A 15551-nucleotide genomic window follows, 5' to 3' on the forward strand; every position below is an offset into this window, starting at 1 on the left:
TTGCCGGGCCGTGCGTTCAGTCACCGGGGCGCGGTGAATCAGCCGCCGCCGAGTCGATCGTCCGTTGTCGGCGGTTCGCCGCAGCACTGCCAAACTGCCGGGTGCCGGCGGCGCGGGCCGCCCGTCCGCGCGGTCCGGTGCCACGGCTGCTTCCCGGGTCCGGTCCGCCGGCACCGGGTCGTCCCAATCGGGTCGTGCCCGCCCGGCCGGTCGACGGGCCGGTGGCTGCGTGCCGGGCCGGCGGCAGTGCTTCCTCCTCTTCGACCGGAGCGGCCAGCTCACTGCGGGCCCTGGGCAGCCAGTCGGGATGGTGCCGGCGGAGGAACGTGAAGAGACCCTCGCGTAGCTCGCACCGCAGGTCCCACGAGCTGGGCGCGTCGGCCGCCGAGGCGAGCAGGCGTATGCAGATGGTCGTCTCGGTTGCGTCGACCACCTGCATCACCCACTCCCGACGGTCCCACAGCGCTGAGGCGTCGACGATGCGGTGCGCCTCCGCCCGCAGCACGTCGATGTCGGCGGTGAAGTCCAGGTGCAGGATCACGCTGCCCAGCACCTGCGCCTCGTTGCGGGTCCAGTTCTGGAACGGGGTGGTGGTGAAGTAGGACGTCGGCAGGATCAGTCGGCGCTGGTCCCAGACCCGTACCACGACATAGGTGAGCCGGATCTCCTCGACCCGGCCCCACTCCTCGTCGACCACCACGACGTCGTCGAGGCGCAGTTCGTCGCTGAAGGCGAGCTGCAGCCCGGCGAACACGTGGCCGAGCACCGACTGGGCCGCCAGGCCGGCCACCACCCCGGCCACGCCGGCCGAGGCGAGCAGAGACGCGCCCAACGCCCGGAGCTGGGAGAACGTCATCAGCGTCGCCGCCAGCGCGACGATACTGATGATCACCGCGGTGAGCCGGCGGAGCAGGCCGATCTGGGTACGGGCGCGTCGCCGCCGTCGGTTGTCCGCCATGTCCACCGGCAGCCGGCGGAACGCGGTGTCCTCGAAGACGAACAGGATCCGGATCACCAGCCAGGCGCCGGCGTAGATCAGCGCGAGCAGCAGGATGTGCAGTGCTTCGTCACGGACCTCGCCGGTGATCCCGCTGAACGGCACCGCGAGCAGCAATCCGGTGACCAGCAGCGTGGCGCTCCATGGCCGGTGACATTCCCGGTGCAGGGTGTTGAGGAACGGTGCGACCCGGCCGCGCGCCGCGTGCCGGACCACCCTGCCGGATAGCCACGCCAGGGCCAGCGAGCCACCGACCGCGACGACCACCGTCGCCACTGCCCGACCCAACTGCTCGTCCCACACGGCCCGGTGACCTCCGTCCGCCGCCCCGGTCAGCTACCGGGTTCCACGGTGATCCGGTTCTCCACGGCGGTGACTCCCGGCGCCGACCAGGCGATCCGCTCCGCCTCCTCGCGCTCCAGCCAGGAGCGGACCACCCCCTTGACGATGACCCGGCCACCGTCGGTGTCGACGGTGACCTGCCGGGCGTCGGTGGCGGCGCTGCGCACCAGCGCGTCCTCGATGCTGCGTCGCAGTTCCGGTGCCGAAGGGTTGATCCGGGGACGGACGGCGATCAGATTCGTCACCCCGCGTACCCCGGAGAGCCGGCGTACCGCCCGCTCCGCCGCTCGGCGCTGGAACTCCCATTCGACCTCGCCCTTGAGCGTGACCCACCCGTGAGCGACGGTAACCTCGAGCCGTTCGATCGGAACGAACGCGTCCCACTCCAGCGCCCGGGTGGCGGCGCCAGCGACATCGGCGTCGGTCCGCTCCGCTGAGCTGGGCAGTCGTACCTCGATGTCGTTCGCGACCGCGGTCACCCCGCGCACCCGGTGGGTGGTGCGCTCCGCCGCCCACTTCTTGCCGTAGTTGTCGACCCAGCCCAGCAGTGTCACCACGCCCTCCAGCACGGTCACGCCGATCTCGTTGGGCTGGACCCGGGCGTCCCATTTGAGTTCCTCGAGGACGTCACGCTGGATCTCCTCGTCCGTACGCACCGTCGCGGCGGTCAATTTTCCTCCAACGAATGTCGTCGTGCCGGGCTGCCGGTGGACTCAGAGCAGACGTAGTTCACGTGCCCGGCGTACGGCCTCCCGGCGGCGGGGGGCACCGAGCTTCTGGTAGATGTTGCGGACGTGGGTCTTGACTGTGTTCACCGACAGGAACAGCTCGGCGGCGATCTCCCCGTTGGACAGCGTCCCCTGCAGGTACCGCAGTACGGTCAGTTCCCGGTCGGTGAGCGGTTCGGCCAGCGCCGGTGCCGGACGGTGCCGATCGGCGTGTCGCCGACCGGCACCGTCGACGAGATCGTTGACAAGGTTCCGGTGCCGGGTCGGTGAGTCGAGGTGCTCGACCAGCAGCTCCCGCGCGGGGGAGCCGGCGTGGTTGAACACCAGCCGGTGACCGTCCGGGGCGGCCAGGTCGAGCACCTGTTCGAGCAGCTCGCGGGCTTGGCGTTGGTCACCCATCCGATGGGTGGCGACGGCCGCGACCAGCCCGGCGGTCAACCGTTCCAGCAGGGTCACCGGCTGGCGTTCCGGCCGCATCACCAGCGGGTCCGCCGGTGATCCACCGTCCGGCGCCGACCACTGGGGAAGCACCGCCAGCGCGTCGGCCGGTCCGTCGGCGAGCAGTTGCAGCCGGGCCAGTGCGATCGCCACCGCCGGTGCTCGCTCGTCGTGGCTCCCGTCCAGCAGCAGTTCCCGGGCGCCGTCGAGATCACCACAGGCCATCCGGGCCTCGGCTAGGGCCAGCCGGCGCAGCCGGCTGTACTGACCGTCGGGCGGCTCCCGGTCCATCGGCGCCGTCGTCAGCAGGTCGGCGACCGCGGCGAAGTCCCCCTCCGCCTGTCGAAGCGCGGCTTGGACCACCGGGAGCAGCCCGGTGACCGTTCCCGGTGTCCCGGGCACGACCAGCGCTGCGGCCAGATCCAACTGCCGGGTCGCGTCGGGCAGTTCGTCGCGGTACAGGGCGACCAGGGCGAGCGCAAGATGAGCGGCGGCGGCGTGGCCGGCACACCGCCGCCCCGGGCAGGCCGTGGTGGCCAGGGCCTGCTGAGCGGTGCGGTCCGCGGCTGTCAGCTCACCCCGCCAAGCGTGCAGCAGCGCCAGTTGACCGGCGGCGTACCGGGTCGGGCAGCCGTACCCGTCGATTGCCGGGGCGGTGACCAGACCGGTCAGCACCGCCTCGGCGCCTGCCAGGTCGCCGCGACCGAACCGGACGGTTCCGAGCATCGCCGTCGCCACCGCGCCTGCCCGCTCACCCTGGGTCAGCGTGCCCCCGGCCGATGCACCTGCGGTCGTCGCGGCCAGGCCGGTGGCGGCCAGCAACTCGTCGGCGTAGCTCAGCGCCTCGTCGTACCGGCTCCCATCGATCGCGACCACGATCCGGGTGGCGACGCTGGTCGGTTCCTGGCGGCAGACATCGGGCAGCGGCCCGGCCGCCGGCCGGCCAGCGGTCTCCAACCGGTCGACGGCGGCAGCCAACGCCAGGCCCGAATGGCCGGGGTCCAGGCCGGTGGGCAACGGGGTGTGCCGGGCGTCCTCGTGACCGCAGAGCAGTAGTTCGGGCCAGTGCTCGTCGACCAGTCGGCCGGCACCGGACAGGTCACCGCAGGCCAGCCCGTGCCGGACCGCCGCCAGTGGCCGGCCGTGAGCGCGATGCCACCGGTACGCCCGCTCGTGCAGCCGCGGGATCTCGTCAGGGAACCGGCTGCTCAACTCGGCGTACAGCACGTCGCTGAGCATCCGGTGACAGCGGTACCAGGTCGGGTCGCCGCCTGCGGCGACGATGAAGCCGGCGGCATCGCGGGCGGCTGCGGCCAGTTGCTCCTCGCCGTCGTCCCGCCCGGTCAGCTCGTCGGCCAGGGACCCGCAGACCCGGTCCAGCACCGAGGTACGGACCAGCGTCTGACGCGTCAGCGCGGCCTGCCCGGCGAGCACCTCGGCGGACAGGTAGTCGGCGGCCGGATCGGGATCGGCACCGACGTACTCCCGTACCGTCGTGGGTCCTTCGCCGGCCTGCAACACCAGACCGGCCAACCGGACCCCGGCCGGCCACCCCTCGGCCCGGTGGTGCAGTTCGCGGATCTGGTCGGTGGCCGGGCCGAGACCCTGCGCGTCGACTAGACGGGCACTCTCGGTCAAGGTCAGCGCAAGCTCGGCGGCCCGGATCTCGGTCAGCTCACCGGTCAACCGGTACCGGTGCAGCGCGAGCGCCGGTTCGGTGCGGCCGGCCACCACCAGACGCAGTCGCCCACGGCAGTGCCGCAGCAGAAATTCGATTCCCCGGACCACCTCGGTATCCGTGATGGTGTGCGCGTCGTCCAGCACCAGCAGGACCGGCTCCGGCTGGGCGGAGATCACCGACGCGAACCGGGGCAGGAAGAGTTCGGGATCGGCACGGCCGGGAGCGGGCGGTGCGGGCCGGTCCGGGTCCCGGCGGGCCGTCTCGGCGGCGAGCGCCGCGTGCAGGTACGACCAGAACCGGTCGCCGCGGTCGGTGGACTCCAAGGTCAGCCAGATCGCACTGCCCCTGGCCCGTCGGCCGACGAACCAGCCGGCCAGCAGCGCGGTCTTGCCCCACCCGGCCGGTGCGACCAGCAGCGTCAACGGGCCACGCGTACCGACCTCCAACCGGGCGGTCAGTCGTGGCCGGTCCAGCAGACCAGCCGGTGGATCCGGCGGGGCGGTCTTCGATCCGAGCAGTGGCACCGGATCGAGGTTCGTCGGAGCGGTCGGCCGGAGCGCGCGATGCTGTCCCGCTACGGTTTCCTGTCCGGCTGTGCGCATCCGCCACTCCCGTCGCTGTGCCGCCGGAGCTGCCTGCGCGCCCCGCCGGCCCTGACTGTGTTTCGCGGGTGGCGTTCCCCGACCTGTCCGGTTCTAACGCGCCATCGTCGCAGCGGACCATTCCGGTCGAGTGACCTCGGCTCATCCGGGTCGGCACCGGCGTCGGGCCACGGACCGGGGAGAAACATGCTCGGTTGTCCGACTTCGTCGGCGAGGGACTCTGCCCGTTGGCGGACTCCGGCCGGCAGGCCCGCTCCGCGCTGACATATCAGTTTTTGTCCCTCCCTACCGGGTACCCGGTGCACATCCGGCCGTAGTGTCGGCTCAGCGCAGGGGGTGCGCCGTGAACGACGTTCCGTCCACGCACACCGAGCAGCACAAGCCGCTGCGGATTGCCATGATCGTGCCGCCCTACTACGAGCTACCTCCGCCCGGCTACGGCGGCGTCGAACAGGTCTGCGCCGCTCTGGTCGACGCGTTGGTCGCCCGGGGCAACGAGGTGACGCTGTTCGGAGCCGGCAGCCGGACCGGGACTGCCGCGAACTTCGTCAGTACCGTCCGCGAGTTGCAGGCCGACCGGCTCGGTCACTCACTGCCGGAACTCGTGCACCTGGCCCGGGTGGACCGGCTCATTGAGGACGACACCTTCGACGTGGTGCACGACCACACCACCGTCGGTCCGCTCGCCGCCGCCCGTCGGCGGGTACCGACGGTGGTCACCGTGCACAACTCGCCGGACGGCGAGCTGGGCGAGTATCTGCGCGGTATCGACCGGGCCGTCGCGTTGGTGGCGATCTCCTACGCGCAGCGCCGAGTGGGCAGCGGCCTGCCGTGGGCGGCGACCGTGCACAACGGGCTGGCCGCCGACGTTCGGCCCAAGCCGGTGCCGGCCGATGGCCCGGTGTTGTGGCTCGGGCGGTTCGCGGCGGACAAGGGCCCGGACCTGGCGATCGAGGCCTGCCGTACGGCCGGTGCGCCGCTTGTTCTTGCCGGCAAGGCGACCGAGCCGTCCGAGCGACGCTATCTCGAGGACGTCGTCCAGCCGATGCTCGGCCCCGACGTCGAGCTGCTGGTCAACCCCGACCGGCAGCGGTGCTGGCAACTGCTCACCGAGGCCCGGTGTCTGCTCATGCCGATCCGCTGGGAGGAACCGTTCGGGATGGTGATGCTGGAGGCGATGGCCTGCGGCACCCCGGTCGTCGCCCTCAACCGGGGTGCGGTGCCGGAGGTGGTGCGACACGGCGAGACGGGGATGGTCTGCACCGACCCGGCCGAGCTGCCGGAGGCCATCGAGCGGGTCGGGCAACTGGACCCGCAGGTGTGCGCTGAGCACGTACGGTTGTCGTTCTCGCCGGATCTGATGGCGTCCCGGTACGAGCGGATCTACCACCGGTGGAAGTACGCGATGTCGCTCGCGGTGCCGACCGAGGGCGAACCGGAGCCGGCGCAGCGACTGGAGCACGACCTGTTGCCGCTGGTGGTCGACGGCTGATCCGGCCGGTGCGGGCGGCTGGGCCGCTGCCCGCACCAACCCCGACGTCGGGCGGTCCACGGCCGGCGACTGCACAACCGCCCGGGTGGCGGTTCGTGACCAGCCGCGTAGGGTGGAGCACGAGTAACGGTCCCGGTGCGCCTGTCCGGGCCGGTCGACCGGAACAAGGGAGTGAGGCCTGGCTGGTGAGCACCGCCGAAGTCACGGACTGGGAACCGGGCGACGGGCGGGTCTGCACACCCGAGTCGACGGTGACGGCGGCTTCCGGAGCTGTCCCGTTCGGTGCCACGGCTGATCCCCGACTGCGGCACGGGGAGCCGACCACGCCGTCCACCGCAGCCCCCGGCGGACCGCCCGGTCAGGCCACCGTCGACAACTTCCGCGAGGGGCTGCTGATCTGCGACGGTGCCGGGGTGGTCCGGCAGCTGGACGCCACCGCCCGACGGCTGCTTCCGGAGCTGGTTCTCGGACAGGTGGCCGCCGCCAGCGGCATCGCCGGGCTGGACCTGGCTACCTTCGACAGCTCCGCTACCGCTGAGCTGACCCACCACGGGCATCGGCTGCGGTTGCGCCGGGTTCCCCTGGCGCACGACCGGATCGCCTGGTATGTCGACGATACGACCGAGCCCACCGCACGCGCCGACGCCCTGCTCGCCGAGCGGGCCCGCTGGATGTTCCTGGCCAACGCCAGCCAGCAACTCGGCAACCCACTGCATGAGGACCGGGCGGCTCGGGCCGCCGTGCGGCTCGCGGTGCCGACGCTGGGACAGTTCGCGGTGCTGGTGGTCGCACCCCGCCGTGGTCGCGCCCACTGGTGGCGGGCCAGCGACCCGGGTACCGGTGGGAAACCACCGGTCGACGGCGGCACGATCGCGGTGGACGAGTTGCCGCCGGCGTTCACCGAGGCGTTGCGTGGCGTCGAGGCGACGTCCCTGGACTGGCTTGCCGAGCAACTCGTCGACCTGGGTTGGCTGTTCCCGCCGCCGGGCCGGGACTTCGCCGTACGGGTCGCTGCCCTGCCGGGCAGCACGCATCCGACCGGTGTGCTGCTGGTCGCCCGACCCGGTCCGGTCGGGTACGACGACGCCGATCTGCACCTGTTGCGGGGGTTCTCCGCCCGCGCCGGCTCCGCGCTCGACGCCGCGGTGCTGTACCGCCACCAGTCGGAAATCGCGGAGACCCTGCAGGCTAGCCTGTTGCCGGCGGTGCCCCGACCGGTGCCGGGTGTGCAGTGGGGCACCGCGTACCGGCCGGCCCCGTCGTCGCTGCGTATCGGCGGCGACTTCTACGGCGCATTCGACCTGCCCGAGCGCGAGGTGCTGTTCTTTCTCGGCGACGTCTCCGGTAAAGGCGTTGAAGCGGCGGTGTTCACCGGTCAGGTACGCCAGGCGCTGCAGGCGCTGCGTAGTGTCGAGACCGATCCGAGACGACTGCTCCGGCTGCTCAACGAGTCGGTCCTGGAGACGACTCAGGCCCAGGGGCAGGGCCGGTTCGCGACGATGGTGCTCGGGTCGGCCCGTCCGGCCCGCGACGGTGGTCTGACGCTCACCCTGGCCGGTGGTGGTCACCTTCCGCCGTTGGTGCTGCGCGGCGACGCGACGGTGCAGACGGTGCCGCTCAGCGGCATGCTGATCGGCGTGGTCCCGCAACCGCGGATCGGTCAGTTGACCGTCGACCTCGCGCCCGGTGAGACGTGCCTGCTCTACAGCGACGGGGTCACCGAGGCCCGTGGCGGGCGGTACGGCATCGAGCAGTACGGTCTCGACCGGCTCACCCAGGCGCTGCAGGGGTGTCATCAGATGCCGGCGCCGGCACTCGCCGAACGGGTGGAGCAGTTGGCGGGGGACTGGCTGGCCGGCCGCGAGCACGACGACATCGCCGTGCTCGCGATTCGCGCTGAGCCGGCCGGCCACCAGCAGCGGGACCGGCGTCTGCCCGTCGTGCCCGACCCGGGACCGGAGAACCGACGGTAGTGGTCGCCCCGTCAGCGGTCGAGGTAGGTGGCGCGTACCCGGCCCTGCTGGCCTGCCTGGCGGCCGCAGACGAGGTCGCGGCGCTGGCGTTGGCCGACGAGTTGCTGGAGGCCGGGGTCCCGGCCGAGTCGGTACTGCTGGATCTGATCGCGCCGGCCCAGGTCCAGGTCGGCCGATGGTGGCAGCGCAACGAGTGGTCGGTGGCCCAGGAGCACGCGGCGACGCACATCAGTGAGTTGATGGTCGCAGCGGTCACTACCCGGGCCGCACCCCGGCCACACCGCGGCAGGGTGATCGTGGCCTGCATGGACGGGGAGTGGCACGCGCTGCCTCCCCGACTGGTCGCCGAGGTCCTGCGGCTGCGTGGCTGGCAGGTCACCTTTCTGGGCGCCAGTGTGCCGGCCGTGCACCTGATGACCTATCTGCACCGGCACGACCCGGTGGCGGTGGCACTGGCCTGCGCGCTGCCGATGCGTCTGCCGCAGGCGCATCGCACCGTCCAGGCCTGCCAGCGGGCCGACGTGCCGGTCCTGGTCGGTGGCCGGGGCTTCGGACCCGACGGCCGGTGGGCCCGGGCGATGGGGGTGGCGTGGGCTCCGGACGCTCGGACCGCGGCGGATCTGCTCGCCGACTCCGGCGGTGACCTGGCCCGGACGGTCGGGGTGACCAGCCGGCTCGGCGGCGAGGAGTACGCCGCGCTGGTTAGCAGGCGCGCGGAGATCATCGACGTCGCGCTGGACGATCTGCGGCACCGGGAACCGTCGACGGCCGGCTACACCACCGGGCAGTGGGACGCGACGGTCGTCGATCTCGGTCACCTGGTGGATTTCCTTTCCGCTGCGGTCTACGTGGACGACTCCACGTTGTTCGTCGAGGCCGTCGACTGGACGGCGGAGGTACTCGGGTCCCGCGGCGTCCCGGTGACGGGTATGCGACGTACTCTGAGTGCATTTGCGGGCACATTGCGTGACTTTCCTCAGGCCTATCAATTTCTGCTCGACGGCCGGCGAGCCCTTGACCCCTGCGATCGAAGGTGATTTCACTGGCGGGGCCGACGGATTCGATGGCTGGCGGTTGATCGATCTGTCCCTTGTGTGGCACTAGTCGCGAACGTGTTCACCGACTGTTCCCAAAAACGGGCGCAAAGTAATTAACGCAATAATAATCGCGTACTGGCGCAAAAGACATTTAGCTATACCAAGCGCAACTTATCTTCCCTATCCTTCGGGTGTATCCCAGGGATTGAGGAGGTGGCGACATGCGTGACAACGATTGGCTGTGATCCCGGACCTGTTCGATGGACGGTGAGTTATGAGACGCTAACGCGAGGCTCATGTGGATGAAGCTGTCCAGACGAGAAGTGAGGCGACGACGACGGTGCGTGGCGACGGGGTGAATCGGCGACTGACGCCGCTCGTCGGGCTCATCGTCTGCTGTGGCCTGGTGGCGATGGCATGGGCGGTGTCCGGGATCGGCGCACCGCCCAGCCTCCCCGCCCTCTACTACCCCCTGGTGCTCACCAGCCTCGTCGCCGTGGCGAGCGGCTGCACCGTACCGATCCGGATCCGAACCCCACAGGGCATCTCGCCGACCAGTGCCGCGGTGCTGGTGTCGGTCGCGGTGCTGCCGGTGCACTGGGTCGTCGTGTGCACGGCCGTAGGCGTGGCCGTCGGGCGTTCCGTCGCCCGGTCGGCGCCGGTCAAGGTGGCGTTTGCCACGGCCAAGGAATCGATCGGCGCCCTGGCTGCGGCGGCGGCCGCGACGTGGGCCGGTCTCGCGCCGGTGCTGGGCGGCACCAGCCACCTATCCCGGTCCTGGACCGTCACCGTCGTCTCGCTCTGCGTCGCGGCGCTGGCCTACGCGGCGGTCGACGAGACGTTGCCGGTGCCGGTGGTCGCGCTGGCGGATCGGACGTCCTGGCAGCGGGTTGTGCGCCGGGGCGCTCGGATGCGGGCCGGCGTGAAGGTCGCCACGTTGCTGCTCGCCCTGGCCACGGTGGTCGTGGTGGCGGTCGACGCCCGCCTGCTGGTGGCCACCCCGTTGGCGGTCCTGCTGTTGCACTCCAGCTTTCGACGGCGGCTGCATCTGGCCGAGGAACGGTCTGCCTGGCGGCAGCTGGCCGAGACCACCGACGCCCTCAACAACGTGGACCTCGATGCGGTACTGCGCACCGCCTCGTCCGGAGCCGCGCGGCTCTTCTCGGCCCGAATCGTCGAGATCGAGTTCCAGCACGGCCCGCAGCGACGCCTGGTGCGGGGCGATGAGCACGGCCTACGGTACGACGGTCCGGTGGATCATGCGGGGCCCGGTGTCGACGGTGACCTGGTGACGGTACCGCTCGGTGCCACCGGTGACGCCGTGCAGGCCGCCGGTGCGCTGCGGCTCGCCCTCGCCGGCGCGGGTCTGTCCGACCGCGAGCGCTACACGTTGCGTACCTTCGGTGCGGCGCTGACCACCGCGATCCGCAACGCCATCGCCTACGCGCAGGTGATCGATCTTGCGTCCCGGCACGAGCACGACGCCACCCACGATCCGCTGACCGGCCTGGCGAACCGTCGACACCTGCGGGAACGACTCACCGCGGCGTTGGCCGACCGGCGCAGCCTGCCGCGTACCGCCCTGGTATTGATCGATCTTGATCACTTCAAAGAGGTCAACGACACGCTCGGGCACTCCGCCGGTGACCAGGTTCTGGTGGAGGTCGCCCGGCGGCTGGACCGGGCCGCCGCCGGTGACCTCGTCGCCCGACTGGGTGGCGACGAGTTCGCCATTGTGCTCACCGGACACGCGGCACCGGCCCGCGCCGAGCACCAGGCGGCACGGATCCTGCAGGTGCTGCGTGACCCGATGGACCTCGACGGGATCCGGATCAGCCTGCGGGCCAGTGCCGGACTGGCCACGGCGAACGGCAACGCCAGCACCGAGGAGCTGCTGCGGCGGGCGGACGTGGCGATGTACCAGGCCAAGGAGAGCGGCCGCGGGCTGACCAGGTACGACCGTAGCCGGGACACCGCCGACCCGGACCGGCTGGCCCTGCGCGGTGAGCTTCCCGCCGCACTGGCCGGTCACCACTACGCGGTCGGCTTCGACCCGATCGTCGATCTCGGCAGCGGATCGGCGGTCGCCGCCGAGGCGGTGGTGCGATGGGGCAACACCGACCTGGGTGACCAGCCGGCGGCCGGGATGCTCGCGCTGGTCGAGCGCTCCGGCTGGCTCGCCGAGTTCACCCGGGGGATGTTCGACCGGACACTCGCCGCCACCCGGCTGCTGCGGGACGCCGGCTTCGTGCTTCCCGTGTCCATCGGCATTTCCGCGCGGAGCCTGCTGGATCCCGGATTCCCCGCCGACGTGCGAAACCGGCTGGACATGCACCGCGTGCCAGCCGACCAGTTGATCGTCGAACTCACCGAGACGACCGGGATCAGCTGCCCGGACATGGCGCTGAGCGCCCTGCACCAGTTGCACGACGATGGTGTGCGGATCGCGTTCGCCGGATTCGGCACCTCCGACGCGCCGCTGTCCGCGCTGCTACGCATTCCGGTGCACCTGGTGAAGGTCGACCATCGGCTGCTCGCGGTGCCGGAGAACTCGCCGGCGGCGCTGCGGTCGCTGGTCGGCCTGGGTCGCGACCTCGCACACACCGTGGTCGCCAACGGCGTGTCCACCCCCGGGCAGCGACGGACGCTGTGGGAACTGGGCTGCGCCGCCGGTCAGGGCAGTTTGTTCGGTCCGGCCGCCGCCGACGTTGACGAGTTGGTCTCGATGCTGCGTCGCGGCCGCGACGGGGTCGTCGGCGCGCTCGCCCCGAGCCTGCATCCGGGGGCGAACATCGTCCGGATGCCGCGGCTGCGTCGGGCCGGATCAGGGTGACAGCGAGTCAAACCGGGTCATCGCGGCGGCATCCGGACCGGGGCACCGTCGCTACCGACCGGATGGCGGTGCTCCGTCGCGGTGCGGTCGTCGTCCGCTCTGGCGGCGACGACGTCGACGGTGTGCCGCGCGCTGTCCTGTCCGGAGAACGGCCAGAGCAGGTCGGCCCGTCGGGCCAACGCGGAAAGCTGCTCGACGGTCAGCCCGCAGGAGGCGACGCTGGCCCGCACGTCGGCGCGGTACCGGCCGTCGGGGTCGCGCCGTAGCCGGGTCTCGGCGTGCACCTCGACGGTGTGCGACTCGTCGGTGATCTCGGAGGCCGCCTCGACCGCCGCGTGGTGCAGGCAGGACGCGAACGCTGCGGCCAGCAACTGCTCCGGGGTGAGGCCGCCGCCGTGCGGGGCCAACGGGGAGGCGAGCCGGCTGGAGAACTCACCGTCGTCGGTACGGACCCGACCCGCTTCGGCGGTTGCCGAAGCCTGGTGGACCCAGGGTTCCGAAGCACCCATCACGCCTCCTCCGCGTCCTGCCCGGCGGCTGCGTACCCGTGGGTGACCCGGCGAAACGCGGGGTGACCTGGCTGGTCGGTCGGCGACACCGAGATCGGGCCGGCGGCGAGGCGGGGCCGGGCAAGCGAGGAAAGCGGTGGCGACCACCAGCGGCTATCGTTGACGTTTCGTCAACGGATCACCACAAGAAGAAAGACGCCTTTGCGGCGTCTTACTCTGACAGCTAACAGCAAGGGGGCACACTTGTCAAGTGCGGTGCAGGCACCTGGGCGTGACAACATCAACGGTGTGGACCAGACCGTCACGGACACCGACCGGCCCGAGGACCTGGACCGGGCCGCCGACCTCGCCGCGGAGCAGCAGTACGTCACCATGCTGCACGAACAACTGGACGCCCTGCGGGGGATGGCGCAGCAGCGGCTCGTGGCCGCGCTGCGGCAGACCGGTGGCACGCCGCAGGCGCGCTCCGAACGCGAGGCCACGGTGGCGCTGCACACCGAACGGATAGCGCAGTACAGCGCGGTGGAGAACGGACTGTGTTTCGGTCGGCTCGATCTGACCGACGAGGGACACCGCTACATCGGCCGGATCGGACTCTTCGACGAACAGGGCGACTACGAGCCGTTGCTGATCGACTGGCGGGCCCCGGCCGCCCGTCCCTTCTACCTGGCGACCGCAGCGGCGCCGGACGGCGTCCGCCGCCGCCGGCACATCCGTAGCCGGCTGCGGACCGTCACCGCGATCGACGACGAGCTGCTCGATCTGGAACTCGCCCGGGACCACCGGACGAGCACGCTGACCGGTGAGGCGGCGCTGTTCGCCGCGATCACCGCCGGTCGTACCGGGCGGATGAAGGACATCGTCCAGACCATCCAGGCCGAACAGGATGAGATCATCCGGGCACCGGTGGACGGGGCGCTGGTGGTCCAGGGCGGCCCGGGTACCGGTAAGACCGCCGTCGCGCTGCACCGTGCCGCCTACCTTCTCTATACCCACCGCCGGGAGCTGTCCAGCCGAGGCGTGCTGGTGGTCGGGCCGAACGCGACCTTCCTGCGGTACATCGCTCAGGTGTTGCCGTCGTTGGCTGAGACCGGGGTGCTGTTACGTACCCCTGGGGAGCTGTATCCCGGGGTGCGCGCGACCCGGACCGAACCGGACCGGGTCGCGGAGATCAAGGGTCGGGCGGCGATGGCCGAGGTGGTGGCGGCCGCGATCCGGGACCGGCAGGAGGTGCCGGACGAGCCGGTGCTGGTCGAGGTGGACGGCCACCAGTTGCGGATCACCGCGCAGATCTGCGCCGAGGCCCGCGAACGTACCCGCCGGTCGGGACGGCTGCACAACCTGGCCCGCCCATTGTTCGACACCGAGATCGTGCACGCGTTGGCCGACCAGATCGCCGACGAGATCGGCATCGACCCGTACGCGGACGATCCGCTCGGCGGCGGCGACGCCCCCGGTGACCCGCAGGTGCTGGCCGAGGCCGACCTCGCGGAGATCCGACGGGAGCTGCGCGCCGATGCGGCGCTGCGGTCGGTCCTGGACCGGTTCTGGCCGGTGCTGACTCCGCAGCGGCTGCTCACCGAACTCTTCGCTTCGCCCGAGCGGCTCGCGGCCGCCGCCCCCGACCTCGATCCCGCCGAACGCGACGCGCTGCGCCGCGCCCCAGGCGGTGGCTGGTCCTCGGCGGACGTACCGTTGCTCGACGAGGCGGCCGAGTTGCTCGGTGTCGACGACAGCGCGCAGCAGGCACTCGCCGAGGCTCAGCGCCGCCAGCGGCTCGAGTACGCCGAGGGAGCGTTGGACGTGCTGCGCGGGTCGGAGTCCATCGATGTGGAGGACGAGGCGGAGCCGGAGATTCTCGGCGCGACCGACCTGCTCGACGCCGAGGCGCTGGCGACCCGGCAGGTGGCCGGTGACCACCGGACGGCTGCCGAACGGGCGGCGGCGGACCGTACCTGGACCTTCGGTCACGTCGTCGTCGACGAGGCCCAGGAACTGTCCGCGATGGCGTGGCGCCTGCTGATGCGCCGCTGCCCGAACCGGTCGATGACGATCGTCGGGGATGTGGCCCAGACCGGGGCGTTGGCCGGCGCGGCCTCCTGGGCGCAACTGCTGCGGCCGTACGTGGCGGACCGCTGGAGGCTGGCCGAGCTGACGGTGAGCTACCGCACTCCGGCCGAGATCCTGGCGGTGGCTGGTCGGGTGCTCGGCGCCATCGATCCCGCCGCCTCGGTACCCCGGGCGGTCCGTGAGTCGGGCGTGCCGGTTCGGTGGGAGCGGGTGCCCCGGGCCGGCCAGCTCGTCGACCGGCTGGTCGAGCTGATCCTGGCGGAACTGCCCGCGGTCGGCGACGGCCGGCTCGGGGTGATCGTCCCGGTTGGCCGGCACGACGGGTTGGTGGAGCCGGTACGGTCGGCGGTCGACCGGGTCGCGTCCGGCGAGCAGCCCGATCTCGAGTCGCCGGTGGTGGTGCTGACGGTCGCGCAGGTCAAGGGGTTGGAGTTCGACTCGGTCGTGGTGGTGGACCCCGCCGCGATCCTCGCTGACTCGCCACGGGGCCGTAACGATCTGTACGTGGCGCTGACCCGGGCCACCGCGCGGCTGGCGGTGCTGTACCCCGGGGACCTCCCGTCGATTCTCGGCTCGGCCGGCTCCGGCGATGCTGGCCGGCGGGTCGGCTAGCAGGTCGGGGTGGGGTGGCGGTCCGGCTCCGGGCGGCGGAGCGGGGGAGCCTTCGTGCCGTTGCCGAACCGTTATCTGACCCGGTCGGTGCACCCGGTTCGTCCACCAGTTGTGGACGAGCCGGGCGCACCACTGGCGGAAAAGGTGACAAATGCCACCAAAACCGCGCAAGCTCGGGTCCGTTTCCGATCGTCGGGATACGCCGGTGCCGGTGGGGCTGGCGGTGTCCAGAGGGTC

At 71.5% G+C, this 15551-nt stretch carries 8 protein-coding genes and 1 pseudogene; 5 read left to right on the top strand and 4 right to left on the bottom strand.

Translation table 11 applies throughout. From position 1 onward, the window contains the following. Nucleotides 1-16: 16 nt before the first annotated feature. From ACN27J_RS03795 to ACN27J_RS03805, 3 genes are read right to left on the bottom strand one after another with little or no spacing between them, the layout of a single operon-like run. Nucleotides 17-1300 (bottom strand): mechanosensitive ion channel family protein, encoded by a 1284-nt coding sequence (locus ACN27J_RS03795; RefSeq protein WP_278168953.1) that lies wholly within the window; start codon nt 1298-1300, stop codon nt 17-19. Nucleotides 1301-1329: 29 nt separating this feature from the next. After that, entirely contained in the window at nt 1330-2010 is a 681-nt protein-coding gene (locus ACN27J_RS03800; RefSeq protein WP_123601459.1) for a BON domain-containing protein, read from the bottom strand. Nucleotides 2011-2052: 42 nt separating this feature from the next. Then, nucleotides 2053-4710 (bottom strand): LuxR C-terminal-related transcriptional regulator, encoded by a 2658-nt coding sequence (locus tag ACN27J_RS03805; protein ID WP_421363595.1) that lies wholly within the window; start codon nt 4708-4710, stop codon nt 2053-2055. Nucleotides 4711-5185: 475 nt separating this feature from the next. Between ACN27J_RS03805 and ACN27J_RS03810 the strand changes: the two genes are divergently transcribed. The 4 genes from ACN27J_RS03810 (at nt 5186) to ACN27J_RS03825 (ending at nt 12123) form a co-directional block, all read left to right on the top strand. Further along, entirely contained in the window at nt 5186-6280 is a 1095-nt protein-coding gene (locus ACN27J_RS03810; protein ID WP_421372100.1) for a glycosyltransferase family 4 protein, read from the top strand. A 185-nt stretch (nt 6281-6465) separates the two neighbouring features. After that, on the top strand, nt 6466-8253 hold the full coding sequence (locus tag ACN27J_RS03815; RefSeq protein WP_421363596.1) for a PP2C family protein-serine/threonine phosphatase: 1788 nt from the start codon (nt 6466-6468) through the stop codon (nt 8251-8253). Next, nucleotides 8253-9290 carry a cobalamin B12-binding domain-containing protein gene (locus ACN27J_RS03820; protein ID WP_421363598.1) on the top strand — a complete coding sequence of 346 codons (1038 nt, stop codon included), beginning with the start codon at nt 8253-8255 and terminating at the stop codon, nt 9288-9290. The genes ACN27J_RS03815 and ACN27J_RS03820 overlap by 1 nt, the downstream gene beginning before the upstream one ends. A 355-nt stretch (nt 9291-9645) precedes the next feature. After that, nucleotides 9646-12123: a putative bifunctional diguanylate cyclase/phosphodiesterase gene (locus ACN27J_RS03825; protein WP_421363600.1), complete on the top strand. Its 2478-nt coding sequence runs from the start codon at nt 9646-9648 to the stop codon at nt 12121-12123. A 110-nt stretch (nt 12124-12233) separates the two neighbouring features. Here the strand turns inward: ACN27J_RS03825 and ACN27J_RS03830 are convergent. After that, nucleotides 12234-12632: pseudogene (locus ACN27J_RS03830) on the bottom strand (OsmC family protein); the annotation flags it as partial. Between the two features lie 372 nt (nt 12633-13004). On the opposite strand from ACN27J_RS03830, the gene ACN27J_RS03835 reads away from it, so the two are divergent. Beyond that, nucleotides 13005-15314 carry a HelD family protein gene (locus tag ACN27J_RS03835; protein WP_421372102.1) on the top strand — a complete coding sequence of 770 codons (2310 nt, stop codon included), beginning with the start codon at nt 13005-13007 and terminating at the stop codon, nt 15312-15314. The last annotated feature ends 237 nt before the right edge of the window (nt 15315-15551 follow it).

The organism is Solwaraspora sp. WMMB762, assembly GCF_049179115.1.
Taxonomy (GTDB): Bacteria; Actinomycetota; Actinomycetes; order Mycobacteriales; family Micromonosporaceae; genus Micromonospora_E.